Source organism: Egibacteraceae bacterium (assembly GCA_040905805.1).
Taxonomy (GTDB): domain Bacteria; phylum Actinomycetota; class Nitriliruptoria; order Euzebyales; family Egibacteraceae; genus DATLGH01.
On record JBBDQS010000154.1, the window covers coordinates 1 to 25,873 of the forward strand.

Sequence of the window (25,873 nt, forward strand, 5' to 3'; positions counted from 1 at the left end):
ACCCCGCACCAGAAATTGCCGCTCAAGCCCTCAACCGACCTGCGGAACGTGAGACACACTGGCGCAGCACGGGCCATTTCAGCGACGGAGGTTGACCGGGGCGTCACGCGGTCGCGTAGATGCGGATCTCCGGGTCGGCCTTCAGCAGCGGCGACAGACCGCCCACGACGTCCTTGGTGAACAGTTCGTTGGACAGGTACGCCTGTGCGTCGTCGGTGGACGCGAAACCGTGGAGGACTTGGACGTCCTCATCTCGGATGAGCAGCTCTTTGCTGGTCGCACCGGCGATGGTGTCCAGGAACGGCTGCTTGTACTGCTCGTAGACTCTCGCCGCAGCTTGGCGATCGGGGTCATCGACCTTCAACGTGATTTCGAGATAGGCCATAGCGTGCCTCACTTCCGTGTCGCAGTCTGTCCGGCGGACGGCCGGGTTCCCGGTCACGTTATTGCGGTCCCGCCTGCTCCGGTAGGCTCGGCCCGCGAATGAGGATATAACTGCTCGCTATTGCTGGCCGTCATCATCGACGCTCGATGCCGCCTGAGCCACCAGGCTGGTCAGAGCATCGATGTCCGGCTCGAGCGCCGAGCCTTGGTACCAGACTGCCTCGTAGAAGATCTCGATCTCGACGCCGCCGTCGTGCAGCGGCCGGTGTGGAGCGTCGGGCGAACTGAGCTTGGACTGCGGCAGGATGGCCGCTCCCAACCCGAGGTTCGCCCACTGCTCCAACACTCGGTAGCTCGACGCTTCACCGGGATAGGTGTTCATCGGCAGATCGTGGGCGTCGAAGAGCTGAGTGGTGAACGTGGTCAGCCCGCACGAGTCCGGCACGAGGATAAAGGGGTCATCGACGGTGTCGGCGAGTTCGACGGGCTCAGGTCCTGCGGGTGTGGCCTCCACGACGACCACGGCCTCGGAGTCGATGATTCGGTGCTGGAAGTGCGGCAACGGCTCGACGGAGGGGATCAGGATCACGTCGAGTTCCCCGGCGAGCAAGCCCTCCCGCAACTCCTTCATGTTGGCCTCGCGAAGCACCAGGTCCCGCGGCTCCGGAAGCTCATACGCGGCAGCAAACGCCCTCGCCACCAACTGCGGGCTTATGAGCGGCGAGACCCCCATGTGGAGGCTGTGCTTGCGCGGCTCGGCTAGCCGCCGAGCCTCCGCGGTGATGGCGTCCAGCTGAGAGAGCGCGCGATCGATCAGAGGCAGCATTCGCGCGCCGAAGGCCGTGCGGGTGACCCCACGGGTAGAGCGGTCGAACAACCGGTCGCCGAGGCGTTCCTCCAGCTTCGCGACCCCGTTGGACAGGGCAGGCTGTGTGACGCCGTAGGCCCGCGCTGCGGCGCTGAATGACTCGCTCTCTGCGACCGCCCGCGCGTACCGCAGCCCTTCCAAGCTGAGACGTTCAGTCATAGCGTGATCATATCGCCAGTTCGCACGCCCGAAGCGTAACGGCTCTCGGTGTCGGCTCGTGATGCAGGCGCGATGCGATCGCGCTCCGCCACCGGATACCCCTGCGACGTAGCGGCCGGCGGCGGTCAGCATCTGCTGCACCAGCTGGCGCCGGTGGGCTGAGTGTCAGGACGACCGACCTGCTCATCCGCGACGTGCCTGACGAGGTCCTCGCCGCGATCGACGCCCGGGCAAAGCGTCTGGGGATCTCCAGAACCGAGTACCGTCCCCCGCTATCCGCGATGCCGGTGGAGTATCAGACCCCCGGCATCGAGGACCGCGCAGCCGCAGTCCAGGTCTTGTTGGCCGACGACGCCACCACCGTGCGGTGTCCGTCCCCGATCTCATCGTTGCTGCGACGGCCGAGCTGGCGGGATTGACGGTCCTGCACCTCGACAAGGACTTCGACCTCATCGCCGCCGTCACCAGCCAACCCACTCATAGCCGAGGGGTGTACGCCCTGTGCCGGCTCGCGTAGCCTGTGCGCATGCCAGAAGGACGGTTGCTCCCAGGGAGACCTTCTACGTCAAGGCGTGCCGGGCAGCGGATCCTGGCCGACGTGGGGCTCAACGCGCACGGGACTCAAGGAACGGCAAGCGCGCGGACGCTGCTCGCACCACAACACCCGAGCCGCCGCCTGGCGATCGCGTAGCCCGAAGCCAACCGCGGGACGCAAGGAACCATCATGGGCGCGGCGGGCAAGCAACCAGCGGCAACGGCGAACGAACTCGCAACGGTGCGGCTGTTCCGCGGGCTCAGCACGGAGCAGCGACAGCGGGTAGTCATCGATGCCGAAGCCGTCGACGTCGCGCCCGGCAAGACCATCGTCGAGGAGGGAGCCCCGGACACCGATCTGTACGTGCTGCTGTCGGGGACCGCCAGCGTGAGCGTGCGACTCGAGGGCGGCACCCGCCTGGACGTCGGCACGTTGCGCGCTGGCGACAGCTTCGGCGAACTCGCCGCGTTGCTGCGCGATCGGCGCAGCGCGAGCGTCATCGCCTCTGAGCCCTGCCGGCTCCTACGGGTCGGTGAGAATCAGCTCATCTCGCTCATCGAGGAGGACGGGAAGGTCGGGCTCGCGTTGTGTCGCGGCCTAGCCCGCGAATTGAGCTCGATGCGGGGTGAGCAGAACGAGCAGCGGTCCGAGGCCACCGCAAAGCGGTCGGTGGCCACCGCCCAGGATGCGGCGGGGATGCGCGCCTACCTCGCCCGCTACTACCTGACGACTGCTCGCAACCTGCTGCGGCGCCAACGGCTGCTGACCGGGTCCCAGCAGCCGGTCTACAGCGCCGAGCTGACCCTCTCAGGGGACGAGGCACAAGGATGGGACGAGCTCTTCGACTCCCCGGCTGACGGTCCCGGCATCCCCTACACCTACTACGTCACCGCGTGGACCGCGCTGCTGATGGAGCTCGCCGAGGACCTCGGGATCAACTTCCGCAATCTGTCCCATCGCCGCACCCGGTTGACCATGCCGTCCCCCGGTGGGCTGCAGGTCGGCGAGACCTACCGGGTGGAGGTCCAGACGACCGAGCTCGTGCCGCTGACCGACGGCCGGGTCGAGGTGGTCGTGGTGACCCGGGTGACCACGGCCGAGGCCACCCACCCGGTCACGAGTACTGACACCTTCGAGGTCGCGAACGTCGATCGGACCACCGTCAGCAGGTTGAAGCCCCGTCGACCCGCCGGCGGCGAGCCACCTGCGGCTGTGTCGAGCTCCAACGGGCCGAGACTCGCTGATCACGGTCCGCAGCTGCGCGAGCGTGGGCTCGTGCTGACCGACGACCTCGGGGTCAGGTACGGACGTCTGTCCGGCAACCTGGGTCCGGCGCACACCAGTCGAGCTGGAGCCCGGCTCATGGGCCACGACCAGCCGTTCCTTCAGCACCTGTGCGTGCTGAACCTCGTGCTGCGCCACGTCACGGAGCTGGATGGACAGGCGCCGACCCAGCTGGAGACGAGCTTTCTCGCACCCGTCCACGCGGGCACGACCGTCACGCTGCGTGCTGGTGCGAGCCACTTCGAACTGCTCGATGAACACGGCGAACTGCTCGTGACCGGGACCTACGTCGGGGCCGGTCCAGATGCATCGCGTTCTGCAGACGAGACCGCTGCGACCGAAGGATCCGAGGGGGTTCGGCCACCCGCCAGCGAGGAGGTCACCGCTGCTGGAGATGGGAAGGCGGCCGCACGGCTCGTCGGGCACGAGCCGATCGAGGTCGATGCTTCCTCGATGCAGCAACTCCTGGCCGGGGAGAAGCGCGGGGTACGTGATCATGTCCGCACACTGCTGGCGTCGCCCGGCTTCGAGCGCGACCCGGACCTACCCCGAGACGAGTATCGCGAACGGGTCCTCGGCTGGTGTCGCGCCCTCGCCGAGGAAGGACTCGGGTTGCTCGCCTTCCCCCGGGACGTCGGTGGTCAGGATGACCCCGCGGCCGCGATCGCCGTCATCGAGACGCTGGCCGAGCACGACCTCAGCCTGGTCACCAAGTACGGCGTGCAGTTCGGGCTGTTTGGTGGGGCCATCCTCCACCTCGGCACGTCGAGGCATCACGAGCGCTACCTGCGGTCGGCCGGCGAGCTGCGGTTGCCTGGGTGCTTCGCCCTGACGGAGCTCGGCCACGGCTCCGATGCCCGCAGCATCCGCACCACAGCCGTCTACGAGCCCGCCACTCAGCGGTTCACGATCACGACCCCTGACGACGACGCACGCAAGGAGTACATCGGCAACGCCGCAGCACACGGACGGCTCGCCGTGGTGTTCGCGCAGTTGGAGGTCGAGGGGGCGGATCGCGGGGTCCATGCGTTCCTGGTTCCGATCCGCGACGAGTCCGGCGATCCGATGCCGGGGGTGCGGATCGGGGACTGTGGCGCCAAGGCCGGCCTCAACGGGGTCGACAACGGCCGGTTGTGGTTCGACCGGGTCCAGGTGCCCTGGGACGCGCTGCTCGACCGCTACGGCCAGGTGAGCATCGACGGCGTCTACAAGAGCCCGCTCGCCTCCCCGACGAAGCGGTTCTTCACGATGTTCTCGACCCTCGTCCAGGGCCGCATCGCCGTCGGCCTGGTCGGTGTGAGCGCAGCACGATCCGCGCTGACCATCGCCACCCGGTATGCCGAGCGACGCCGCCAGTTCGCGCCCCCCTCGGGACCCGAGACTCCCCTGCTCGATTACCGCACGCACCAGCGGCGCCTCATCATCCCGCTGGCCACGACCTATGCGCTGCACTTCGCCCTGCGTGACCTCGCCGACGACTACGTTTCCCTCCTGCGATCGCGTGACGCCGATCCTCGTGAGCGGATGCAACTGGAGTCGCGTGCGGCCGGGCTCAAGGCGATGGCGACCACCCACGCCACCGCCACCATCCAGGAGTGCCGTGAGGCCTGCGGCGGCGCGGGATACATGTGGGAGAACCGGTTCGGCGCCCTCAAGGCCGACAGCGACATCCTCACCACCTTCGAGGGTGACAACACGGTGTTGATGCAGTTGCTCACCAAGACCCTGTTGACCGACTTCAAGCAGCAGTTCGAGGACATGGATCTCGCGGCGATGGGCCGCTTCCTGGTCGGTAGGGTCATGTCAGCGATCATCCCCACGCCCGCGAGTCGCCGCACCGACGAGGCGCACCTGCGTGACCGTTCCTTTCACCTCGAGGTCTTCCGGGCACGCGAGCAGGTGCAACTGACCAACCTCGCCCGCCGGCTGAAGCGCGCCCTCGACGACGGGTCGGACCCGCACTCCGCCTTCATCCGGGATCAGACGCGGGTCGTCGAGGTGGCCAGATCCCACGTCGAACGGATCGTGCTGGAACGGTTCACCACGGCGATCGAGGGCTGCAGCGACCAGGGCCTCGTGATCCCGCTGTCCCGCATCTGTGACCTGTACGCGCTGTCTCACTTGGAACGGCACCGCGCCTGGTACCTCGAACAGGGCCTGTTCGCGGCGAACAAGTCACGCGCGATCATCAGACAGGTGGACCGTCTGTGCTCCGAGCTGCGGCCCCACGCGGTCGACCTCGTCGATGCGTTCGGAATCCCGAATGCACTGCTCGCCGCCCCGATCGGACAACCGAGCCAGTGAGAGATGGTCGCGTGCGCGGGTGACGTGGACGACCAGCCGGCGGTTGGGTTCGACCAGGGTCATACCTGCCGAACGCGGCGATCTCGTCGGCGACGGACTCCTACACTGCACCATCCACAAGCGTGAGGAGATCGACACAGCGATGATGAGCGCCGGGGACTGGGACGCCCGCTACCGTGACGCGGAGCTGCTCTGGACGGCCGAGCCCAACCGCTTCGTCGCTGCCGAGCTCGACGGTATCGCCCCGGGCCGTGCGCTCGACGTCGCGGCGGGCGAGGGGCGCAACGCCGTCTGGTTGGCCGAGCGCGGATGGACGGTCACCGCGGTGGACTTCTCCCCCGTCGCACTGGACAAGGGCCGGGCGCTGGCACGTGCCCGCGGTGTCGAGGTCCATTGGCTGGTCGAGGACGTGACCGTCTGGCAGCCGGCACCGGCGGCTTTCGACGCCGTGGTCGTCGCCTACCTGCACCTGCCAGCAACGCCCCTGGCCCGCGCAATGCGAGCCGCGGCAGGGGCCGTGGCTCCGGGCGGCTTGCTCGTAGCCGTTGGTCATGACCGCGACAACGCCGGGCACGGATACGGCGGGCCCCCGGACCCCTCGATCCTGTGGGACGCGGGAACCCTCGTGCAGTGGCTGCCCGGTCTGGTGGTCGAGCGCGCCGACCAGGTCACCCGCGAGGTCGACACCGAGGAGGGGGCGCGCACGGCGATCGACTCCCTCGTGCGGTGCCGCCGCGAGCCCGGCCCGGCACTGGCTGCCCCCGCCTAGTGCGATGCCGAGGAGGTCGGCAGTGTCGAACATCGACGGTGAGTTGGACCGGCAGCGGGTGGTGCTCGTGGAGCATGGACTGCCGAATCTCGTCGGACTCGCAGACGACGCATTCACCGAGGCCGTTGAGACGCTTCGGCCGGCGTTGCGGGACTGTATGAGCGACGATCCGACGCAGGGGCGCGCCCCTTTCGTCCTCGTGGCCTCCGGCGGCCCTGTGACCGACATGGCCGCGGTCGAGCAGCAGGTGCCGCTGCTGCGCCTCGCTGGGGGATCGGTTCCGGGCGTGCTGGACCGCAACCACGGCGAGCAGGGCCTGGCCCCGTATCGCCCGATCGATGAGGTGGGTTCCCCACCCGCGCCGGTCTATGCCCTGGTCGATGTCGATCGCGGCGAGGAGGTCCGCGGTGTGCCCCCTCGAGACGCGCTGCCGATGATCTTGGAGCGGGGCCGTAGCCCGCTGACCATTGCGGAGGGTATCGCCTTCGTGCTGCTCTACCCCCAGGTCCTCGAGAAGAACGCGTGCTTCATGCTGTCCGGCTCGCGTCACGGCGACCGGCGCGTACCGGCTCTATGGATCTCAGGGAAGGCTCCGAAGCTGGGGTGGTGCTGGGACGGCAACCCGCACGACTGGCTCGGCGTCGCCAACGCCGAGACGCGCATGGCGGCCGGCGGAGGGGGTGAGCGACCGGCGCCGGCCCGGGTCTGAGTCGGCGCCGGGCTGAGCACGTCGGAGCGGTAGGGTCTTCATCAACCCGTCGCAGAGGAGCCATGATGTCCACGCTGGAGGTGCTCGATCACGGCGAGCCGGTCACCATCTCCTTCGACGACCTGGTGAAGTACCACGGGCGCAGTTCCATCGCGGGGCTGGCGCATGGCTTCAAGGCCCTGGAGCGCGCCCTGCCGCTATTGGGCGACGGGTCGCCGCCGGAGCGCTACGGCATCTGGGTCGACAGCGCGTTCGCCGGGGACGGGGCCCGTGACGCCCTGGAGATGGTCACCCGGGCCGTGACCGGCGAGCGCTACCGACCGGCACCAGAGCTGGCGCCCGACGACGCGCCCCGGGCCCCGCACGGCCGGTTCTTCTTCCGCCTCCTGTACGAGGACCGGATCGTCGACGTGAAGCTGCGTGCCGGGCTGGCCACCGACGACTTCGTCGATCGGGTCTGCCGCGGGGTGGACACACCCGCCGAGGCCGAGGCCGTCGCGCGCCTCAAACAGGAGACGGCCGACCATCTTCTGAGCCTGCCCGCCGAGCAGGTGTACGACGCTACCCTGCGATAGGCGCGGCGTGCAGGTCGACGACCCGAGAATGGGAACGATGGAGGCCGGATCGCCGGGTAACCGAGGGTCGGGGACCGGACGGGCGTCGAAGACGATGGTCAGAGGCCTGAGCCGGCCGGCGTGATGGGGCGCTCCGGGCCCGGTGTGGTCAGGGGTGGGGGGTGACGCGGACGAGGGCAAGCTCGGCTTCGGCGCGGACACTCGGGTCGTCGTCGGCTCGCAGGCGCCGCAAGGCGGCGAGGGCGGGCTCGGAGCCGCCGCGCTCGCGACCGAGCCGTCCGAGCGTCCATGCGGCGAGGCTGCGCACGAAGGCCTGCTCCGCGCCGGTCGCCTCCACCAGCGCGGGAATCACCGCGCTGTGCTGCGGGTCGACCCGAGCCAGCCCGGCCGCGGCCCACACGCGCACGAACGGGACGGGATCGGCCAGCGCGACGGCCAGCCCGCCGACCTGGTCGTGCGCGCCCGGACCAATCTCGCCGAGCGCATGGGCGCCCAGCCGCCGGTCGAGGGCATCGTCACTGCCGAGCAGCGTCGCCCAGTGCGCCACCGGTCGGTCCAGGTAGGTGGCCCCCTCGGTCACGGCTGCGCCTCCAGCGCCTCGTTGAGGGCGAACGCGGCGCTGATCAGCCCGAGGTGGGTGAACGCCTGTGGGAAGTTGCCCAGCGCCTCGCCCATCGGTCCGGTCTCCTCGGCGAACAACCCGACGTGGTTGGCGTAGGTGAGCATCTTCTCGAAGATGAAGCGCGCCTCCTCCACCTGTCCCGATCGGGCGAGGGCCTCGACGAGCCAGAAGGTGCAGATGTTGAAGGTGCCTTCCTCGCCGGTCAATCCGTCCCCGGCGCCCCGGCCGATCTCGTAGCGGTAGACGAGGCTGTCGGAGACCAGCTCGCGCATCGTTCGCTCGAGCGTTCCTGTCATGCGCCGGTCGGTGGGCGAGACGAAGCGCAGCAGCGGCATGAGCAGGTTGCTCGCGTCGAGGGCGTCCGTGCCGAAGTACTGCACGAAGCTGCGATGCGTCAGGTCGTAGCCCTTGTCCATGACCGTCTCGTAGATGCGGTCGCGTTCGGCCACCATGCGGGCATGGTCGATCGGCAGGCTGCGGTTGGCCGCGAGCCGCAGGCCGCGGTCCAGCGCCACCCAGCACTGCACCTTGGAGAACACGAACTGCTGCTGTCCGCCGCGGACCTCCCAGATGCCCTCGTCGGTGCGCTCCCAGTTGTCGGCCACCCACTCCAGCATCCGGCGCAGGTGCAGCCACAGGTCGTAGGAGATCGGCGCGGCGTGTTGGTCGTAGAGGTACACCGAGTCGAGCAGCTCGCCGTAGATGTCCAGCTGCATCTGCTGCGCCGCGGCGTTGCCGACGCGCACCGGCTGCGATCCGCGGTAGCCGTCGAGATGGTCAAGCGTCTGCTCGGGGATGTCGTGGCCGCCGTCGATGCGGTACATGATCTGCAACGGGCCGTTCGCCGCACCCTCCGCCGCCCGCCCCTCGAGCCACTCCATGAAGCAGGCGGCCTCCTCGGTGAAGCCCAGCCGCATGAACGCGTTCAGGGTGAACGCGGCGTCGCGGATCCACGTGTAGCGGTAGTCCCAGTTGCGGACCCCGCCGATCTCCTCGGGCAGGCTCGTGGTCGGAGCCGCGACGATCGCCCCGGTCGGGCGGTAGGTCAGCAGCTTCAGCGCCAGCACGGAGCGATGCACCATCTCGCGCCAGCGGCCCGTGTAGTGGCTGCCCGCCAGCCAGTCGTTCCAGAAGCGCACGGTGCGCCGCAGCAGGTCCTCACCGACGAGCCGCGCCTCCAGCAGGTCGGTGTGTGCACCGGGCTCCATCTGGCGGAACACGAAGGTCGTGGACTCCCCCGCGGTGAGGGTGAACTCGACGGCGACGCCGTCGCCGTTGCGCGCCAGCGGGAACCGGCTGATCAGCGCCATGCGGTCTTCCCCGGCCTCGAACACCGCGCCCCGGCCCTCGAGCGCGACCGTGTGGGGCCGGCGCGCGAAGTCGAAGGCGGGGACGCACTCCAGCCGGAACCGCACGGTGCCGCGGATGGCCTTGGCCACCCGTACGATCTGGTGGACCTTCTCGGCCGGGTCGTCCTCGACGGGCATGAAGTCGACAACCTCCCCGACCCCGTCGGCGGAGAGGAACCGCGTGATCAGCACGTTCGTGTCCGGCAGGTACATCTGCTTGTTGCGCCCGGGCTGCACGCTCGCCAGCTTGAAGTACCCGCCCCGGTCGTGGTCGAGGATGGCCGCGAAGACGCTGGGTGAGTCGAAGCGGGGCAGGCAGCACCAGTCGATCGAGCCGTCCATGCCCACCAGGGCGACGGTGTGCATGTCGCCGATCACCGCGTAGTTCTCGATGGGCTTGTCGGCACCATCGGGGGCAGGCCCGCGCCCCGCCGCTGCATGCGTGTCCGTCACCGCGCGTCCTTGCTCTCACGCCAAGGACGCCAACATGGCCGAAAGGACGTACCGCGTCAACCAGGCCCCGCCGCCGTCGCTCCGGGGAGCCGGACGCCGCCGGTTGCCTACCGGGACGTGTTCGTGCGGGGAACTGCCGAGTGCTCGTGGCTGTCCAGCCGGGTGCTCTCGAGCTCCGCAATGGCGCGCAGCGCCGCATCCACGCCGGCGAGGTAGGCGGCGGGGTCGTCGAAGAGGAACGCGCGATCGGCGAGCGTGGGGCGCAGCGGGTGCTCCATGGTGACCCTCCTGGGGGTGCGTCGGTCTGGGGTCGAGTGGTGGAGCCCGATTCTTCCTCAGATCAGGTGACCTGCCAAGGGACTATTTCAGTGTTTTGGAAGTTTGTCCGCCTAGGTGTTCGGGGGACCTGGCCATCCGGTCGGTATGCTGCGCGGCAGCCGGACCGCATCCAGACGGGAGCGCAACTGCATGGCCGAGCAGATCACCCGGGGTCCCGAGGGGCTCACCGTGCCCGACGAGCCGATCGTCCCGTTCATCGAGGGCGATGGCATCGGTCCCGACATCTGGGCGGCCGCGGTGCGCGTGTTCGACGCCGCCGTCGAACAGGCCTACGGCGGGGCACGGCGGATCTCGTGGACCGAGGTCCTCGCCGGCCAGAAGGCCTACGACGAGACGGGTGAGTGGCTCCCGGAAGCGACCGTCGAGGCCTTCCGCCGCTACCTCATCGGGATCAAGGGGCCGCTCACGACCCCGGTCGGGGAGGGGTTTCGCAGCCTCAACGTGGCACTGCGTCAGATCCTCGACCTGTATGTGTGCCTGCGGCCGGTACGCTGGTTCACCGGCGTCCCGAGTCCGGTGAAGCATCCCGAGAAGGTCGACATGGTGATCTTCCGGGAGAACACCGAGGACGTGTACGCGGGCAAGGAGCTGCAGGAGGGCACCGACGAGGCCAAGCGCCTGATCGCGTTCCTCCACGAGCAGTACGGCTGGGACATCCGGCCCGACTCGGGCCTCGGCATCAAGCCGATCAGCGAGATGGGCTCCAAGCGGCTGATCCGTGCGGCGATCACCTACGCCTTGGAGCACGACCGCCGCAACGTCGCGCTCGTCCACAAGGGCAACATCATGAAGTACACCGAGGGCGCGTTCAGGTCCTGGGGCTACGAGCTGGTCCGCGAGGAGTTCGCCGACGTGGCTGTGAGCTGGGAGGACTCCGGCGGCAGACCCGGCGACCGGTTGCTGGTGCAGGACGTCATCGCCGACGCGATGCTGCAGCAGGTGCTGACCCGCCCCGACGAGTACGACGTCATCGCCACCATGAACCTGAACGGCGACTACCTGTCCGATGCGCTGGCGGCGCAGGTGGGTGGGATCGGCATCGCCCCCGGCGGCAACATCAACTACGAGACGGGCCACTCCATCTTCGAGGCGACCCACGGCACCGCCCCCAAGTACGCCGGCCAGGACAAGGTCAACCCCGGGTCGGTGATCCTGTCGGGTGAGATGATGCTGCGGCGCCTCGGCTGGGACGAGGCGGCGGACCGCGTGATCACCGGCTTGGAGGCGGCCATCGCCGACAAGGTGGTCACCTACGACTTCGAACGCCAGATGCAGGGCGCCACGCTGGTCAAGACCAGCGAGTTCGCCGACGCCATGGTCGAGCGGATGGGCTAGCGCCTCGTGCGCACCCCAGGGGCCGCCCGGCGCGCGCCGCGCCTCCAAGCCGACGAGCGCATCGGCCGGCACTTCACGCGCCTTGGGCGGTTCCGCGCGATCGACCCGACACGGTCGCGCGCGCTCCCTCGGCTGAGCCGCATGCTGGCCGGGCTGAGCTGGGCGCTGCTGGTCGAGGAGTCGCTGCGCCGGGCTCGCCGGCAGGCTCGCGGTCGACAGGATCGCTAGACTGGCGTCGCAGCCGGCCGGGTAGCCAAGTGGTAAGGCAACGGACTGCAAATCCGTTATTCGCGGGTTCGATTCCCGCCCCGGCCTCGCACCCGATCCCTGGGGTTGTCGCCTCCAGGACGGTGAGCGGGGAGCATTGCGACGAGGACCGGGCCGAGGCCCGGCCCTCGTCGTCCCGCGGGTGGCGCCTAGGCGCGTGCGCGCCGCACCGCGAGGAACGTGGCCCCACCCACGCCGATCAGCGCGAGGCCCGGCAGCATCAACGCGAAGCCGGTCACGGGCAGCGGGGTCGTGGTCGGGGGTGGTGGGGGAGGCGGTGCCGCCGGCGCGGCGCTGACGCCCGCCTCGACCGCGGCCAGAGTCAGCACCAGCTCGGGCAGCGGGTCGCCCAGCGCTCGGATCTGCACGCCCTGGGCGGACGCCGCCGCGTTCGGTCCGTCCTGAACAATCTCGCTGCCGGCCAGGCTGAGGCAGATCTGCAACGGCGTGTCGGCCAGGAGGCACTCGACGGCGCCCGGCACCAGCTCGACGACGTCGTAGGACAGGGCTGCGGGGTCAAGGACGCTGACCCGCACGATGGCCGGGTCGGCGCTGGCCTGCCCGGTCGTGGCGTCAGAGGAGACGTCCACGGAGGCTTGGCCGACCTCGACGATCACGAGGCCCTCGATCCCGACGTCGATCAGCTCCGGGAGCGGAGTGGGGACGAGGATGAGCTTGGCTCCCTGCGCCGTCGCGGACGCGCGCGTGACACCGGCGGCGTTGCTCGACGCCGACGACGAGGGGCCGACCGCCACGGTCGCGAGGGGGACCTCGTCGAGGTTCTCGGCGATGAAGTCGACCTGCTCCTTCAGCGTGGCCCCCAGGCCGCCGAGCGGGTCCGCGTCCGCGATGGCGCCGAGCAAGGTGTCGGACACCCCCTCCAGCAGGTCCTGCAACGGCAGGAGATCTGCCAGCGGCTGGTTCGCGTTCAGGGAGAGCGTGGCGGCAGCGGCGTCGCCGTCAGCCGATGGCGCGGTGGACGTCCGGGCGGTGGCCACACCGATGTCCAGCGCCAGCAGCTCCTCGAGCTCGGGCGGCAGCTCGAACGCCGTCGCGGCGCTCGGCCCCTCGTTGCCCGGCGAGAACGCCTCCGCGGTCTCACCGAGGAGCAGCTCGCCGGCGGCGCTGGAGCACGCCACCTGGCCCTCGGGGCAGCCGTCCACGGTGGGCCCCGACTGCACCCTGGCGTCGGTCGCACCGATGGTCAGGCCCTCGCCGGCGAGGGTCAGGTCCAGCCCGGTGGCGTTGGCCACGCCGGCGAACGCCCCCGCGGTCGACGCCGGGGGTGTGGTCGTGGTCTCGGCGGCATCGCCGCCGCCCGGCACCAGGTCGCCCGGCAGCAGGTCGCCGGTCTCGGGCAGGTCTTGGGCGCCGACTGGGGCCGCTGCGAGCAGCAGCGCACCGAGCAGCAGGACGGCGACGCGAAATCTCATGGCAGGCAACCCTCTCATGGCAGGCAACCCTCTCATGGCAGGCAACCCCTTGGAGAGACCCAGGCCCTCCCGTTTCCGGACTGAACCCCTTCGTAACGCCTAACGACGCCTGGCCCTGGTCGTGACGCGCCGTTCGCGCAGCCCGGGAACTCGCTGTCGCCGTCCTCCTGCAGTGCCGGGGGAGACTAGCGGATCAAGGACATGCCAAGACATGTCCGGCAGCACAGGTGCGGACAGGGCGGACGCCGGTCAGGCGAGGTAGGGGGAGCCGTGGAGGAACGCCTCCTCCTCGCGGCCGAGTGCGGTCTCGGGAGGGGCACCATCGCAGAACTCCAGGGCGATGCGGTGCCAGTTGGCCCGCGCCTGCAGACGCCCCAGGATGGAGTTGACCCCCCACTGGATACGGTTCAGCAGCAGGTAGTCGGCCGGCAGGTTCAGCTTGCGCAACAGGTCGACGTAGCCGGCCCGGGGGTCGGTGGTGGCCCGGATCACCTCGCGGGCGAACTCGGGGGTGTACGACCACTCCCGGTCGTCCACGATGGGCTCGTTGAAGAAGCGGAACCACGCCATCAGCTTGTGCTCGTCGAAGCGGTGGCCCGGCGGCAGGAAGCCCGCTTGGGCCAGGGCCTGCACCAGCGCGTCGGTGTCGTGGGCCATCACGGCCCGCAGCTGGGCCTGGATGACCGCCCGAACGTCCCGGGAGAAGAGCTTGACGCTGCCGAAGTCGAGGAACGCCACCTTCCCGTCACCCGGGAAGACGTAGTTGCCCGGATGGGGGTCGGCGTTGAACAGCCGGAAGCGGTTCAGCGAGCCGAAGACGAACCGGTAGATGATCTCGCCGTAGCGCTGGCGTTCGGCCTTGTCGGCGCTCCCGAGCATCGTCGAGAAGTCCAGCCCGGCGATGTACTGGCTGGTGAGGACCCGCGGTCGGCAGTAGTCGGGGTACACGGCGGGCACGACGATGAACGGGTGCCCGTCGTAACGGGCGTGGAAGGCCGACTGGTACTCGGCCTCGCGCTGGTAGTCCAACTCGTCGACCAGTCGCTCGCGCATCTCCTCCATCAGGGGACGGATCTCCAGGTTGGGGGAGATCATCCTCGCCATCGGCGCGAAAGCCTCGGCGTTGGCCAAGTCGCCTTCGACGGCCTCGGCGACCCCCGGGTACTGGACCTTCGTCACGACCTCGGTGCCGTCGGGCAGGCGTGCCCGATGGACCTGACCGATGCTCGCGCTGGCCAGGGGGACCGGGTCCCAGGACGCGAAGACCTCATCGGGTGGGGCGCCGAACTCGACGGTGATGACCTCGGCGATGCGCTCGGGTTCCATCGGGGGCGCCGCGTCACGCAGCGTGGACAGCGCCTCGTGGTAGGTCGCCTGCGCCTCGGGGGGCAGGTCGAGGTCGACGAAGCTCGCGATCTGCCCGACCTTCATGGCCGCGCCCTTCATCGTCCCGAGCAGCTCGACGACCTTGGCCGCCGTCTCCGTATGGAACCGCTGGTCGGCGAGGTCGCTGTCGCGCAGGCCCCGCACCCGTGAGGCGAGGTACCCGGCGCTGGTCGAGGCCGACAGCTTCGCCAGCCTGGCACCGCGCTGGGCGCGCCCGCCGAGGTCCGCTGGGGGCGACCGGCGGCGGGGCGGTTGCTGGTCGGGCATGCGCACCAGTCTGCCGTGCGCGGGCGGCGGGCGGGACCAGCGGCCTGGGGCAGCCCCTATGCTTGGCCTTCGCCGCAGGAAGGTTCCCGATGGACAAGTTCCGCATCCTCGACCTGGTCCAGTCGCTCGACGTCGAGCGTGACCACCAGCGCATCGTGCGGCTCAGCGCGGCGTGGGACTTCCCGTGGGATACGACCAGGGCCCTGGAGATGGCGCTGTTCCGCACCTATGCCGTGCCGAGCATCGGTGGGCTGCTCGCCCGGACCGGTGAGCTGACCCGGTCGGCGCAGCGGCGCTACGACGACACCAAGCTGATGATCGCCGAGTTCGTCGAATGGGGCTACGACTCGCCGCGGGGCTCGGCCGCGCTCGAGCGCATGAACACCATCCACCGGCGCTTCCAGATCTCCGACGACGACCTGCGCTACGTCCTGTCGACGTTCGTCGCGGAGCCGATCCGATGGAACGAGCGGTTCGGATGGCGCCCGGCCAGCCGCATCGAGCGCCAGGCCGGATACGTGTTCTGGCGCGAGGTCGGACAGCGCATGGGTATCACCGCCATCCCCGGCGACCTCGACGGGCTCCTCGCCTTCAACGCCGCGTACGAGTCGGACCGGTTTCGCTACAGCCGGGGTGGCGCGGCGGTGGCGCGTGCCACCCGTGACCTGTTCCTGTCCTGGTACCTGCCGAGGGGGCTGTGGCCGCTCGGCGCCCACGCCATCTACGCGCTGCTCGACGAGCCGTTGCTGGACGCTTTCGCCTTCCCGCACCCGACACCCGCGCAGCGACGGCTGGTGGAGGGCACCCTGCGCACGAGGGCGCGGGCGGTGCGGGCGCTTCCGGCGCGGCGGCGCCCGTTCTGGCACACCGACCGGCCCACGCCGTCCTACCCCGCCGGCTACCGCATCCGCGAGCTCGGACCCGCGCCGCGACCGCCGACGTTGAGCGACCGCCGACCTCTGGTCGGGACGGGGTAGCCGGTGGGCCCCGGGAGCATCGCCGTCGCCGCCGTCGCCGCGGTCGGGCTTGTGGTGCTGCTCATGTACAACCGCCTCGTCCGCCTGCGCAACCGGGTGCAGAGCGCCCAGGCCGACCTGGAGGTGCAGCTCGCCCGCCGCCACGACCTCATCCCCAACCTGGTGGAGACGGTCTCCGCGTACGCGCGCCACGAGCGTGCCACCCTCGAGGAGATCACGTCGGCCCGCGCCCAGGGGGTCGCCGCCCGCACCGCTTCCGAGGAGGCCGCCGCCGACGAGCAGGTCACCGCCGCGCTCGGGCGGGTCATGGCGGTGGCCGAGGCGTATCCCGACCTGAAGGCCGACGAGCGCTTCCGGGCGCTGCACGACGAGCTCGTCGCCACGGAGAACAAGCTGGCCTTCAGCCGCCAGCTCTACAACGACACCGTGCAGTCGCTGCGCGACGCCACGCAGTCCGTGCCGGGCGTGTGGCTCGCCGGCCCCCTCGGGTTCGAGGAACCCCCGTTCTTCGCCGCCAGGTCCGACGAGCGCGGGGTCATCGACGCCCGCTTCGAGGAGTGACCCGTGCTCTACGACCAGCTGTCCCGCAACCGGTGGATGACCGTCGTGCTCTTCGTGGGGTTCACCGTCCTGGTGGTCGGGTTGGCGCTGGCGCTCGAGGTGCTGTTTCTCGGGGGCGGCGGTGGCGCGGCCTACATCGCGATCGCCGTCATCGTCGGGGTGCTGATCTTCTCGTGGTTCGCTGCGGACCGCGCGGTGCTGTCGGCGCTGCGCGCACGAGCCCCGAACCCCGCGGTCCCCGAGGAGCGCACCCTGCCCGACATCATCGAGGGCCTCGCCCTGGCCGCGGGGCTGCCCATGCCCGCGGTCTACGTGATCGACGACCCCGCCCCGAACGCGTTCGCGACGGGGCGCAGCCCTGACAAGGGTGTGGTGGCCTTCACCACGGGGCTGCTGCAGAAGATGAACCGCCAGCAGGTCGAGGCCGTGGCCGCCCACGAGCTGTCCCACATCGGCAACCGTGACTCGCTGATCGGCGTGGTGGCGGCGGTGCTCGTGGGCGTCATCCTGGTGGTCTGCCGCGTGGCCCTGCGGCTGCTTTTCTTCGGCGGTGGACGGCGCCGGGGCGGCGGTCGAGGTGGTGGCGGCGGGCCGATCATGCTGCTCGGCCTGGCCGTGCTGATCCTGGCTCCGATCTTCGCGCTGCTGCTGCGCTTCGCGATCTCGCGCCGCCGCGAGTCCCACGCCGACGTCAACGCCGTGCGCCTCACCCGCAACCCGGAGGCGATGATCAGCGCGCTGGAGGTCCTCGACGCCGACCACACGAGCGTGGACTTCGCCCACGGGTTCGCCGCCCACCTGTGGATCGAGGAGCCCAGCGACAAGGAGCCGGGGTGGATCACCAAGATGTTCTCCACGCACCCGCCTGTTCCCGACCGCATCGAGGCGCTGCGCGCCATCGCCGGGGACTCCCGCTACCGCTGACATCCACCGGCGGGTCATGGCCTAGGCTGCAGGTCATCCCCAAATCTGCGAGGAGCGCCCCATGAAGGTCGCCTACGTGTTCTCGACGTCCGGGCACACCGCCAGCTACAAGCTCGGCAAGATGATCCTGCCGCAGCTGGAGGACGACCGGCACGGCGTCGAGGTCGTCGGGATGATGTTCTTCGACGACAACAACTACGTGCTGCGCGCCGGTGACCCGGTGGGCGAGCGCTTGGCGAAGGTCGCCGCCGACACCGGCATGCTGCTCATGATGTGCGACCGCTGCGCGCTGGAGCGCGGGCTGGCGCAGGGCGAGGTCGGCGACTGCAAGGTGGCGGGCACCGTCGCCGGCGTGCAGGTCGGGTGCTTCCCGGATCTCTACGCCGCCCTGGCGGCCAACCCCCCCGACCACGTCATCACCCTGTAGCGCCACCGAGAGGGCCGAACTGGCCCTCGGTCGGCTCCGCTCAGCAGAACCACGGCTCGGTGAGCCGCGGCCGCCCGTCGGTGGCCCCGGCCGGGATCGCCTCCGGCTCGGGCTCCCCCGCCGCGCGGCGAACCGCGGCGTTCATGGCCAGGAAGGTGGCTCCCGCGGGCTCGCCCCGCGTGGCGCCGGCCTCGGCCAGCGCGGCAAGCTCCGCCTGCAGCGCGTCGGTGGCCGGGTCTGCCGGGGTCCACGTGTACGTCAGCCGCTCCGGGTCGTAGGGCCCCAGGTGGGGGAGCAGCTCGGGCCGGTCCAGCAGCAGGGAGCCTTCGGGCAGCAGCAGCCGGATCGAGTACTGCACCGGGTCGACGTTGGCGATCAGATCGTGGACGATCACGAAGTCGAGGATGTCCGCGACATCGCCCACCCTCGTCCAGGGCGTGAAGGGCAGGAACGACGGCCGCAGCTCGATGCCGTGGCGGCGCAGCAGGTGCACGGCCGCGCCCGCCTGTGCGGCGGTGTGGCCCTTGTCGAGCAGCGCGAGCAGCCGGTCGTTGACCAGCTCGATCGCGCACACGACGAACAGGCACCCTGCCGCGGCCAGCTCGGGCCAGAGGTCCTCGTGGTCGAGGATGTGCTCGGCCTTGACCGTGCAGTCGAACGTGACGCCGGGATGGCGGGCGTGCAGGGTGCGCACCACCCGCATGGCATGGGACGGCCCGTTCAGGAAGTCGGGATCGGCGAAGGTGATGTGGCGGGCGCCGGCGGCGACCAGCTGGTCGATGTCGGCGGCGACGACCTGCTCGTCCACCACCCGGAAGGCCCCGCCGTACACGGTCGGCACCGGGCAGTGCCGGCACACGTGCTTGCACCCGTGGGTGGCCTCGACGCAGCCGACGAGGCGCTCCTCGCCGTCGATCGCCAGGTGCGCGTAGTGCTCCAGGGGCGGCAGCAGGTCCCGGGCCGGGACCTGGAACACCCCGCGCCCGCGGCCGAGCTGCACGGTCGGCTGCACGCCAGCGCCGCCGGCCCACGCCAGGAGCGCGGGCTCGTACTCGCCGGCGAAGACGTGGTCGACCAGGCGCCCGACGGTGGTGTCCCGGCTGACCGGGGCGTAGAGGCCGTAGAAGCACACGGGCACCCCCGGGCGCAGTGTGCGGACCTGTGCGGCGGCGCGCAGCGCCAGGCGCATCGCGGTGTGCATGGGCACGCTGAACGCGATCGCGTCGGCGGCGGCGACGGCGTCGGGGTCCCACGGCTGCACCGACAGGTCCAGGCACGCCACGTCGTGCCCGGCGGCGCGCAGCGCGGCGGCGGGTGACGCGAGGTGGACCGGCTGGTGGCCCATCTCGTAGGTGGAGATCAGCAGGACGCGCACCGTGCCACCATACGTCCGCCTCCCCCATGGGCGCAGGGGGCCCGCCTACTCGATGGCCACGTCGAGATGGTCCCCGGCGGCGCGCAGCGCACCCTCCACCGCAGCCGGACTTGCGGCCCGGGCGAACACGAAACCCAGGTACCGGTCGCCCTCGGGCAGGGGCTGCACCGGCCGCCCGATGGGCACGGTGATCTCCACGTCGACCACGCCGGGCACCGCGCGCGCGGCGTCCTGGCCGCGGACCGCCGAGAGGGTGCCCGCGCGGGGGATCGGCAGCATGAGCACGCCCGAGGCGTCGTAGGCCGACGCCAGCGCGTCCAGCGGCAGGCCCAGCGCGTGGCGCAGGATCACCTCCTCCAGCGACAGACCGAGGCCGAAGCGCAAGGTCCGCGAGCACAGACCGCCGATGGAGCGGGCGGCGACCTCCAGCATCCCGACCTCACCGCCGGGGCCGACCCGCACTTCGGCGTGGACCGGTCCCTCCCGCAGCCCGATCGCGGCGGTCGCGTCGGCCACCGTGGCGGTGATGGTCGCCTGGGTCGTGCGCGGCAGCCGGGACGGGGTGACCAGCAGCGTCTCCTCGAAGGTGGGCCCCTCCATCGGGTCGGGTTTGTCGAACAGGGCGAGCACCACCAGGCGCCCCTCTCGCAGGAGGCCCTCCACGGCGACCTCGGTGCCCGGCAGGTAGCGCTCCACCAGCAGGCTCTGGTCGCCCGCGTCCTCGTGGCAGAGCAGCGCCCGGATGCGCGCGGCCGCGGCGGTCGCTGCCCGGGCGTCGTCGGCGCGCAGCACACCGCGGCTGGCCGACAGCGACAGGGGCTTGACCACGCACGGCAGGCCGACCGCGGACGCCAGCGCCGCGACGTCGTCATCCGGGCCGGCGACGCGGAAGGCCGGCTGCGGCACCCCCGCGACGTCGAGGGCGCGTCGCAGGGCGGCCTTGTCCCGGGTGGCAGCGACGGCCGCGGGGGGGTTGTGCGCTACGCCGAGGCGCGCACCGGCCAGCGCCGCCACGAGTACCCCCTGGTCGTCGACGGCGACCACCGCGTCGATCGGGACCCGGGCCGCGGCGTCCACGATCGTCTCCGCGGCCTTCTCCGGGTGGCGCAGGTCGACCCGCAGCGCCCGCTCGCCCATGAGGCCGGCGAGGGCCTGGCGGCGGTCGGAGGCCACCACGACCTCAGCGCCCAGCACCTCGGCGGCGGCGACGAAGTCCCCGGCCCGGTAGGTCGACGAGGGAAGGAGGAGCAGCACACGGGGCATGCACGCTAGGCTAGTTCGACAAGGCCCCGATGGAGGAGCGCTGCACCATGACCGATCACGACGCGGTCATCACCGTGACCGAGGCTGCCCGGGAGAAGGCGCTGTCCTTCCGCTCCCGAGACCCCAACGCCGAGAAGCTGGCGCTGTGGCTCGAGGTCACGGGCGCGCAGGGCGGCGAGTACCAGTACAACATGTACCTGCAGTTCGTCGACCGGGCGGAGGCCGACGACGTCGTCCAGCACCACGACGACCTGGCGGTGGTGGTCCCCGCGGGCAGCGTCGACGCCCTGCGCGGTGCGACGCTCGACCGCACCGGGGACCTGGAGACCGGCGGCATCTTCGTCGACAACCCCAACACGCCCAGTCCCAGCCCCGCGGTGGGCACCATGCCGACCGCCGACCTCTCCGGTGACGTGCCCCAGCGGGTGATCCAGGTGCTGGACCAGCAGATCAACCCCTCGATCGCCTCCCACGGCGGCAGCGCCGAGCTCGTGGCCGTCGAGGGTGACACCGCCTACCTGCGTCTGGGCGGGGGCTGCCAGGGCTGCGGGATGGCGTCGGTGACGCTGAACCAGGGCATCGAGGTGGCGCTGCGGGAAGCAGTCCCCGAGATCGCCAAGGTCGTCGATGTCACCGACCACGCCTCCGGCACGAACCCCTACTTCGAGAAGTCGAAGAAGTAGGGAGGGGCGCCGGCAAGCGCACCCGCCGCCGGCAAGCTGCTCCACGACGAACGTGGCGAGCTCGACGGTCACGCTCGCGCACCTCCACCGCCGGCGACGAGCGCGCCAGCGACGGCGGTGTCGCCCGAGACCGCGGCACCGGAGTCCTGCAGCGCCAGGGCGTCCGCGGCGACCGCGAGGAGGACCGGCAGCGGGGCGGCGACGGTGGCGTCGGCACGCCCGTGACGGCCGGCGGTGACCTGCCGACGCCCAGCAGAGCTGGCGATGGTCACGTGGACGCCGTCGACGTCGAGGTGGACGCGGCCCCGACGAGCTGGTTGCCCTTCGAGTAACGCCCGGAGCGCCAGGGGGGCCCACCGGGCGTCGACCCGATCGTCGCCCGGGCCGCTCACCATCCACCTGCTGCCCCAGCGAATCAGCTCGATGATCGCCGGTTGGAGAGATCGGCCGTCGTCGGTGAGGCGGTACTCGACGTGCTTCGAGCGCTGGGGCGCGTCGTTGCGCACGACGAGCCCGTCGTCGGCGAGCTCGTCCAGACGCTTGGTGAGCAGCGACGGGCTGATCCCCGGCAGCGCTGCTGCGAGGTCGCGGAAGCTTTGGTCCCCGAGCGACAGCTCGCGCACGATGAGCAAAGTCCAGCGGTCCCCCACTCGGTCGAGCGCCCGGGCGAGGCCGCAGAACTGACGGTACGACTTGCGTGGCGTCACGTCCCATAGTCTACTATAGAATTACTAGTAGAAGAATTGCTAGTAGAGGGAACGGCGCCATGCTACGAGCGAGCAATGGGATGGCCTACCGACGCGACGGCGACGGTCCGACAGTGGTGTTGGTACATGGCATCCCGGGACAAGGTCGGGCATGGGAGCGGGTGGAGGTTTGCCTGAGCGGATCGTTCGACGTCGTGACGCCCGACCTCGTCGGGTTCGGGGCGAGCGACGGGCCGAACAGGCCGACGATCGACAGTGTCGGGCCTGCGGCCCAGGCAGCCGCGCTGGAGGGCCTGCTCGATGACGTCGGTGTGGTCAGCGCCACCGTGGTGGGCCATGACTTCGGTGCTCCCGTTGGTGTCCTGCTGGCCGCTGCGCGCCCCGACCTCGTGTCCGCCGTATCACTGCTGTCGGGTAACACCTTTCCGGACACGCCGATCCCGTTCCCGCTGTCGCTCACCACCGCACCCGTCATCGGTGGTCTCTTCTCGCGCTTGCTGTTCTCGGGACCTTCGCTCGCCGTCATGCTCCGCCAGGGAACCGGGCCTGGATCGGCGCCACCCGATGCCGGGGTGTACCTCGGCGATCGCCGTCAGCGACGGACCATCGCGGCGATCTTCTCCGGTGCGCTCACGCGCCTCGAGGAGCTGTACGCACCCGTCGCCGCAGCGCTGGAGGACATCGCCGTGCCGGTGCTCGTCGGGTGGGGCGACCGAGATGCCTTCTTCCCGGTGGTCCAGGGAGAGCGGACCGCCACCGTCGCCAACGGGCGCCTGTCTCTCTTCGAGGGCGCTGGTCACTTCCTGCCACACGAGCGCCCCACCGAGGTGGCTCGCGAGATCGCGAACTTCGCGACCTCGCTCAGCCAATGACCAACGGCGCCGCGGTCGAGTTGGCCCGCGAAGTCGCGGACGCGCACGGCGCTGCCTCCCTGGCCGTGGCCGATCAGATCGCGGTCTGGTTCTCGAGCGGCGGGCTTGCCTTCGCGACGAAGGGTCAACCCGACGCGCTGGTCAGCGTCGAGGCGCGTTTGAGCCCGACCCGCCAGCACGTGACGCTCACCGGCGACTCACCGAGGCCATGGACGCTGAGCGTGGGCGACAGCGGCGAGCTGAAGTCGCGGCTCGTCGCCCTTCGCTCCGGTTCGCATCGGCTTCGGTGGCAGCCGGAAGACCTCGGCGCCTTCGCCGCAGCCGCCCTCTGGACATACCTGACCCTGCCACTCCTGCTCCACCGCGCCGAGCGAGTGGACCGCCCACCTGACGCTGGCGGTGTTCGCCGACTCCGGATCCGGCTCCCGCGCACCATCGTCGGCCACAGCAGCGTCCAGACGCTGCACATCGGCCCGGACGGGTTGATCCGACGCCACGACTACACGGCCACGACGTTCGGGCCTTGGGCGCGCGCGACCCAGGCGATCACCTCGTATGAGACCTTCGACGGTGTACCGGTTGGCACGACCCGCCGGGTGACGCCGCGGCTCGGCCGGCCCCTTCCCTTCCCGACCCTCGTGTGGATCAAGATCCACCACGTGCAGCTCGCTCGCCGTTGAGCTCACGGCCCCGCTCGTCGACGCCTGACGAAGGTCTCGCAGGCCCGCCGAGGCCGCGTCGCTGAACGACCATGCGACCTGCGACCCCAACGACGTTCCTGTACGCGCATCAGCAAGCCGGCTGATCCCGGGAGGGGCCTTGGCGGCCCCATCGGCCCGAGAATCCCGCGCCCGCGCGGGAAGGTTGACCGTGCACGGTGTAGCGGAGGGCCCGTGGCGGGGCCAGGGGCAAGGATTCCCGCGCTCGGTGCGGGCAACCGTACGCTGACCCGTTGGCCGATAGGCTGCGCGGGTATGGAGACCACCACGCTGTCGGTGCGCACGACGCAGGCCTTCACCTGCGCCGACCTGACCGCACAGATCGGCGCCTGGCTGGCGGGCAAGGGCGACGGCCTGTGCAACGTCTTCGCGCCGCACGCCACCGCGGGGGTGGCCCTGATCGAGACCGGGGCCGGCACGGAGGCCGATGCGGAGACGGCACTCGACCGCATCCTGCCGCGCGACGACAGCCTGTGGACCCATCGCCACGGCAGCCCGGGCCACGGCGCGGATCACGTGCTGCCGCTGCTGGTGTCGTCCTCGCTGACGGTGCCGGTGCTCGACGGGCGCCTGGCCCTGGGCACCTGGCAGTCGGTGGTGCTGGTGGACCCCAACCGCGACAACCCCGACCGCACCGTTCGGCTGTCGTTCCTGCGCGGGTAACGTCCGCGAGGGTCAGCCCGTTTGCGGAGCTTCGGTCTGGGGGTGGGCGGGACGCGCGCGGGAGTCGGCGATCAGGAACCGCAGCGCGAGGATCGTGCCGATCACCAGCGAGGCGATGCCGACGCCGGCGAACGCGGTCCACATGGTGGCTCCGGTGTCGATGGCGAGCCAGGTCCACCAGCCCGTGCACGCCGTCCAGCCGAGCAGCGCGAGGATCGCAGCGACCGTGAGCATCGTGTCCCGCGTGCGGGGCTGGGCGCCGTCGGGCGCCTGCTCGACCAGGCCGGCAGGGGACGGCGGCGCGGTGCGGACCGGCCGGGTGGCCCAGCTGTCGACCACCTGCCGGGCGGCGTCCTCCTGGTAGATCTCCAGGAGGTGGTCGGGGAGGTACAGCGCCGTGTCCACGGCGGGCTTGCGTTGCATAGGGGATGCCTTCCTGGCTTGGGGGCGTCGGTGGGCTGGTCGCTGGGATAGCGGTGCTTCGGAGCGGCGGCGGTGGTGGATGGGCCTGGCGTCCGGGACGTCCGGCCCTGCAGGTCCGTGTACCCGGAATGTGCGCGCGACCAACGGTGTTGGGCCATGAAGACCGGTCCCACCACCGATGTCCGCACGAGGAGCTGCCATGCCCGCGATCGCCGTCGAGAACCTCGCGCTGCTGCCGCGCGTGCCGTCCCCGGACCCGGCCCTGGCCCGTCCGCGGCTCGTGCGCTCGGTGACCACGGCACCGAGCGGCTTCGAGGGTGAGGGCTTTCCCGTTCGGCGGGTCTTCGCGGGGGTCGACCTGCGCGCGCTCGACCCGTTCATCCACATGGACCAGATCGGCGAGGTCGAGTACGCCCCCGGGGAGCCCAAGGGCACGGCGTGGCACCCGCACCGAGGCTTCGAGACCGTCACCTACATCATCGACGGGCAGCTGGCGCACCACGACTCCCAGGGCGGCGGCGGCCTCATCACCGACGGCGACACCCAGTGGATGACGGCCGGGGGCGGGATCCTGCACATCGAGGCCCCACCCGAGCAGCTGGTCGTCAGCGGGGGGCTGTTCCACGGCTTCCAGCTCTGGGTCAACCTGCCGGGGTCGAGCAAGCTCGTCGCGCCCAGGTACCAGGACATCCGGGGCAGCGGGGTCGGCCTGCTCGCCTCGGCTGACGGCGCCGGGCTGGTGCGGGTCATCGCCGGCGAGGTCGCCGGGCAGACCGGGCCGGGCACCACCCACACGCCCATCGCGGTCGTGCACGCAACCTTGCAGCCCGGTGCCGCGCTCACCCTGCCGTGGCGCCCGGACTTCAACGCGTTGGTCTACGCGCTTGCCGGCCGCGGGGCCGTGGGCTCGGAGCGCCGGCCGCTGCGATCGGGCCAGCTCGCGGTGTTCGGCGAGGGCGACACCATCACCGTCACCGCCGACGAGGCGCAGGAGTCGCGCAGCCCCACGCTCGAGGTCGTCGTCCTCGGTGGGCAGCCGATCCGCGAGCCCGTGGTGGCCTACGGCCCCTTCGTCATGAACACCAAGGCCGAGGTGCTCGAGGCGTACCAGGACTTCCAGTCCGGCCGCTTCGGCCGCATCCCGGCGGTCCGCGCCCCGTCGGAGAGCTAGCCGGCCCGTCAGGGCGCCCGGGTCAGCACCTCATGGCGGTCTGCGACCTGCTGCCCGCGGACGCACGTGG

Annotated in this window: 27 protein-coding genes and 1 tRNA gene; 17 read left to right on the forward strand and 11 right to left on the reverse strand. The window is 70.7% G+C overall.

Annotated elements, in window-relative coordinates; all coding sequences use genetic code 11:
* Positions 1-103: 103 nt before the first annotated feature.
* On the reverse strand, positions 104-385 hold the full coding sequence (locus tag WD250_16465; GenBank protein MEX2621812.1) for a hypothetical protein: 282 nt from the start codon (positions 383-385) through the stop codon (positions 104-106).
* Between the two features lie 117 nt (positions 386-502).
* Positions 503-1,411 (reverse strand): LysR family transcriptional regulator, encoded by a 909-nt coding sequence (locus WD250_16470; protein MEX2621813.1) that lies wholly within the window; start codon positions 1,409-1,411, stop codon positions 503-505.
* A gap of 367 nt (positions 1,412-1,778) precedes the next feature.
* Here WD250_16470 and WD250_16475 point away from each other — a divergent pair, with 367 nt between their 5' ends.
* The 5 genes from WD250_16475 to WD250_16495 all read left to right on the forward strand — a co-directional run bounded on the left by WD250_16475 (position 1,779) and on the right by WD250_16495 (position 7,587).
* Complete coding sequence (locus tag WD250_16475; GenBank protein MEX2621814.1) at positions 1,779-1,928, forward strand: hypothetical protein; 150 nt, start codon at positions 1,779-1,781, stop codon at positions 1,926-1,928.
* 258 nt (positions 1,929-2,186) lie between these two features.
* Complete coding sequence (locus WD250_16480) at positions 2,187-5,534, forward strand: acyl-CoA dehydrogenase (GenBank protein MEX2621815.1); 3,348 nt, start codon at positions 2,187-2,189, stop codon at positions 5,532-5,534.
* Positions 5,535-5,577: 43 nt separating this feature from the next.
* Positions 5,578-6,303, forward strand: coding sequence for a class I SAM-dependent methyltransferase (locus WD250_16485; GenBank protein MEX2621816.1), 726 nt, complete (start codon positions 5,578-5,580; stop codon positions 6,301-6,303).
* A gap of 58 nt (positions 6,304-6,361) precedes the next feature.
* Complete coding sequence (locus WD250_16490; protein MEX2621817.1) at positions 6,362-7,012, forward strand: DUF5701 family protein; 651 nt, start codon at positions 6,362-6,364, stop codon at positions 7,010-7,012.
* Between the two features lie 65 nt (positions 7,013-7,077).
* A complete protein-coding gene (locus WD250_16495) occupies positions 7,078-7,587 on the forward strand; it encodes a hypothetical protein (protein MEX2621818.1) in 510 nt (169 codons plus the stop codon).
* Positions 7,588-7,735: 148 nt separating this feature from the next.
* On the opposite strand, the gene WD250_16500 is transcribed toward WD250_16495, so the two are convergent.
* The 3 genes from WD250_16500 to WD250_16510 all read right to left on the reverse strand — a co-directional run bounded on the left by WD250_16500 (position 7,736) and on the right by WD250_16510 (position 10,289).
* A complete protein-coding gene (locus WD250_16500) occupies positions 7,736-8,167 on the reverse strand; it encodes a HEAT repeat domain-containing protein (GenBank protein MEX2621819.1) in 432 nt (143 codons plus the stop codon).
* On the reverse strand, positions 8,164-10,011 hold the full coding sequence (locus WD250_16505) for a glycoside hydrolase family 15 protein (GenBank protein MEX2621820.1): 1,848 nt from the start codon (positions 10,009-10,011) through the stop codon (positions 8,164-8,166). Before WD250_16505 ends, WD250_16500 begins: the two co-directional genes overlap by 4 nt.
* Positions 10,012-10,118: 107 nt before the next feature.
* A complete protein-coding gene (locus WD250_16510; protein ID MEX2621821.1) occupies positions 10,119-10,289 on the reverse strand; it encodes a hypothetical protein in 171 nt (56 codons plus the stop codon).
* A 190-nt stretch (positions 10,290-10,479) separates the two neighbouring features.
* Here WD250_16510 and icd point away from each other — a divergent pair, with 190 nt between their 5' ends.
* From icd to WD250_16525, 3 genes are all read left to right on the forward strand, one after another.
* Positions 10,480-11,685, forward strand: a complete 1,206-nt coding sequence (icd, locus tag WD250_16515) for an NADP-dependent isocitrate dehydrogenase (protein ID MEX2621822.1) — start codon at positions 10,480-10,482, stop codon at positions 11,683-11,685.
* Between the two features lie 6 nt (positions 11,686-11,691).
* On the forward strand, positions 11,692-11,913 hold the full coding sequence (locus WD250_16520) for a hypothetical protein (protein ID MEX2621823.1): 222 nt from the start codon (positions 11,692-11,694) through the stop codon (positions 11,911-11,913).
* A 15-nt stretch (positions 11,914-11,928) separates the two neighbouring features.
* Positions 11,929-12,000 (forward strand) — tRNA-Cys (locus tag WD250_16525).
* 101 nt (positions 12,001-12,101) lie between these two features.
* Here WD250_16525 and WD250_16530 read toward each other — a convergent pair.
* Positions 12,102-13,385, reverse strand: coding sequence for a hypothetical protein (locus WD250_16530; protein ID MEX2621824.1), 1,284 nt, complete (start codon positions 13,383-13,385; stop codon positions 12,102-12,104).
* Positions 13,386-13,634: 249 nt separating this feature from the next.
* A complete protein-coding gene (locus WD250_16535) occupies positions 13,635-15,038 on the reverse strand; it encodes an AarF/ABC1/UbiB kinase family protein (GenBank protein MEX2621825.1) in 1,404 nt (467 codons plus the stop codon).
* 89 nt (positions 15,039-15,127) lie between these two features.
* On the opposite strand from WD250_16535, the gene WD250_16540 reads away from it, so the two are divergent.
* The 4 genes from WD250_16540 (at position 15,128) to WD250_16555 (ending at position 17,927) form a co-directional block, all read left to right on the forward strand.
* Positions 15,128-16,015, forward strand: coding sequence for an oxygenase MpaB family protein (locus tag WD250_16540; GenBank protein MEX2621826.1), 888 nt, complete (start codon positions 15,128-15,130; stop codon positions 16,013-16,015).
* Positions 16,016-16,018: 3 nt separating this feature from the next.
* Positions 16,019-16,576, forward strand: a complete 558-nt coding sequence (locus tag WD250_16545; GenBank protein ID MEX2621827.1) for a LemA family protein — start codon at positions 16,019-16,021, stop codon at positions 16,574-16,576.
* A 3-nt stretch (positions 16,577-16,579) separates the two neighbouring features.
* The gene (locus WD250_16550) at positions 16,580-17,500 is read left to right on the forward strand and encodes a M48 family metallopeptidase (GenBank protein MEX2621828.1); all 921 of its coding nucleotides are present in this window, start codon (positions 16,580-16,582) and stop codon (positions 17,498-17,500) included.
* A gap of 61 nt (positions 17,501-17,561) precedes the next feature.
* Positions 17,562-17,927 carry a SaoD/DsrE family protein gene (locus WD250_16555; GenBank protein ID MEX2621829.1) on the forward strand — a complete coding sequence of 122 codons (366 nt, stop codon included), beginning with the start codon at positions 17,562-17,564 and terminating at the stop codon, positions 17,925-17,927.
* 40 nt (positions 17,928-17,967) lie between these two features.
* Here WD250_16555 and WD250_16560 read toward each other — a convergent pair whose 3' ends face one another.
* Together WD250_16560 and WD250_16565 are read right to left on the reverse strand one after the other, a co-directional pair.
* Positions 17,968-19,302, reverse strand: a complete 1,335-nt coding sequence (locus WD250_16560) for a CUAEP/CCAEP-tail radical SAM protein (protein ID MEX2621830.1) — start codon at positions 19,300-19,302, stop codon at positions 17,968-17,970.
* A gap of 45 nt (positions 19,303-19,347) precedes the next feature.
* The gene (locus tag WD250_16565) at positions 19,348-20,565 is read right to left on the reverse strand and encodes an ATP-grasp domain-containing protein (GenBank protein MEX2621831.1); all 1,218 of its coding nucleotides are present in this window, start codon (positions 20,563-20,565) and stop codon (positions 19,348-19,350) included.
* Positions 20,566-20,612: 47 nt separating this feature from the next.
* Here WD250_16565 and WD250_16570 point away from each other — a divergent pair, with 47 nt between their 5' ends.
* Positions 20,613-21,248: a NifU family protein gene (locus tag WD250_16570; protein MEX2621832.1), complete on the forward strand. Its 636-nt coding sequence runs from the start codon at positions 20,613-20,615 to the stop codon at positions 21,246-21,248.
* Positions 21,249-21,316: 68 nt separating this feature from the next.
* On the opposite strand, the gene WD250_16575 is transcribed toward WD250_16570, so the two are convergent.
* The gene (locus WD250_16575; GenBank protein MEX2621833.1) at positions 21,317-21,955 is read right to left on the reverse strand and encodes a helix-turn-helix domain-containing protein; all 639 of its coding nucleotides are present in this window, start codon (positions 21,953-21,955) and stop codon (positions 21,317-21,319) included.
* 80 nt (positions 21,956-22,035) lie between these two features.
* Between WD250_16575 and WD250_16580 the strand changes: the two genes are divergently transcribed.
* The 3 genes from WD250_16580 (at position 22,036) to WD250_16590 (ending at position 24,209) form a co-directional block, all read left to right on the forward strand.
* The gene (locus WD250_16580; protein ID MEX2621834.1) at positions 22,036-22,827 is read left to right on the forward strand and encodes an alpha/beta hydrolase; all 792 of its coding nucleotides are present in this window, start codon (positions 22,036-22,038) and stop codon (positions 22,825-22,827) included.
* Positions 22,824-23,507 carry a hypothetical protein gene (locus WD250_16585; GenBank protein ID MEX2621835.1) on the forward strand — a complete coding sequence of 228 codons (684 nt, stop codon included), beginning with the start codon at positions 22,824-22,826 and terminating at the stop codon, positions 23,505-23,507. The genes WD250_16580 and WD250_16585 overlap by 4 nt, the downstream gene beginning before the upstream one ends.
* A 294-nt stretch (positions 23,508-23,801) precedes the next feature.
* Positions 23,802-24,209, forward strand: a complete 408-nt coding sequence (locus tag WD250_16590) for a YjbQ family protein (protein ID MEX2621836.1) — start codon at positions 23,802-23,804, stop codon at positions 24,207-24,209.
* Between the two features lie 12 nt (positions 24,210-24,221).
* On the opposite strand, the gene WD250_16595 is transcribed toward WD250_16590, so the two are convergent.
* Positions 24,222-24,632: a hypothetical protein gene (locus tag WD250_16595; protein MEX2621837.1), complete on the reverse strand. Its 411-nt coding sequence runs from the start codon at positions 24,630-24,632 to the stop codon at positions 24,222-24,224.
* Positions 24,633-24,831: 199 nt separating this feature from the next.
* On the opposite strand from WD250_16595, the gene WD250_16600 reads away from it, so the two are divergent.
* Positions 24,832-25,803 carry a pirin family protein gene (locus tag WD250_16600; protein MEX2621838.1) on the forward strand — a complete coding sequence of 324 codons (972 nt, stop codon included), beginning with the start codon at positions 24,832-24,834 and terminating at the stop codon, positions 25,801-25,803.
* Positions 25,804-25,873 lie beyond the last annotated feature (70 nt).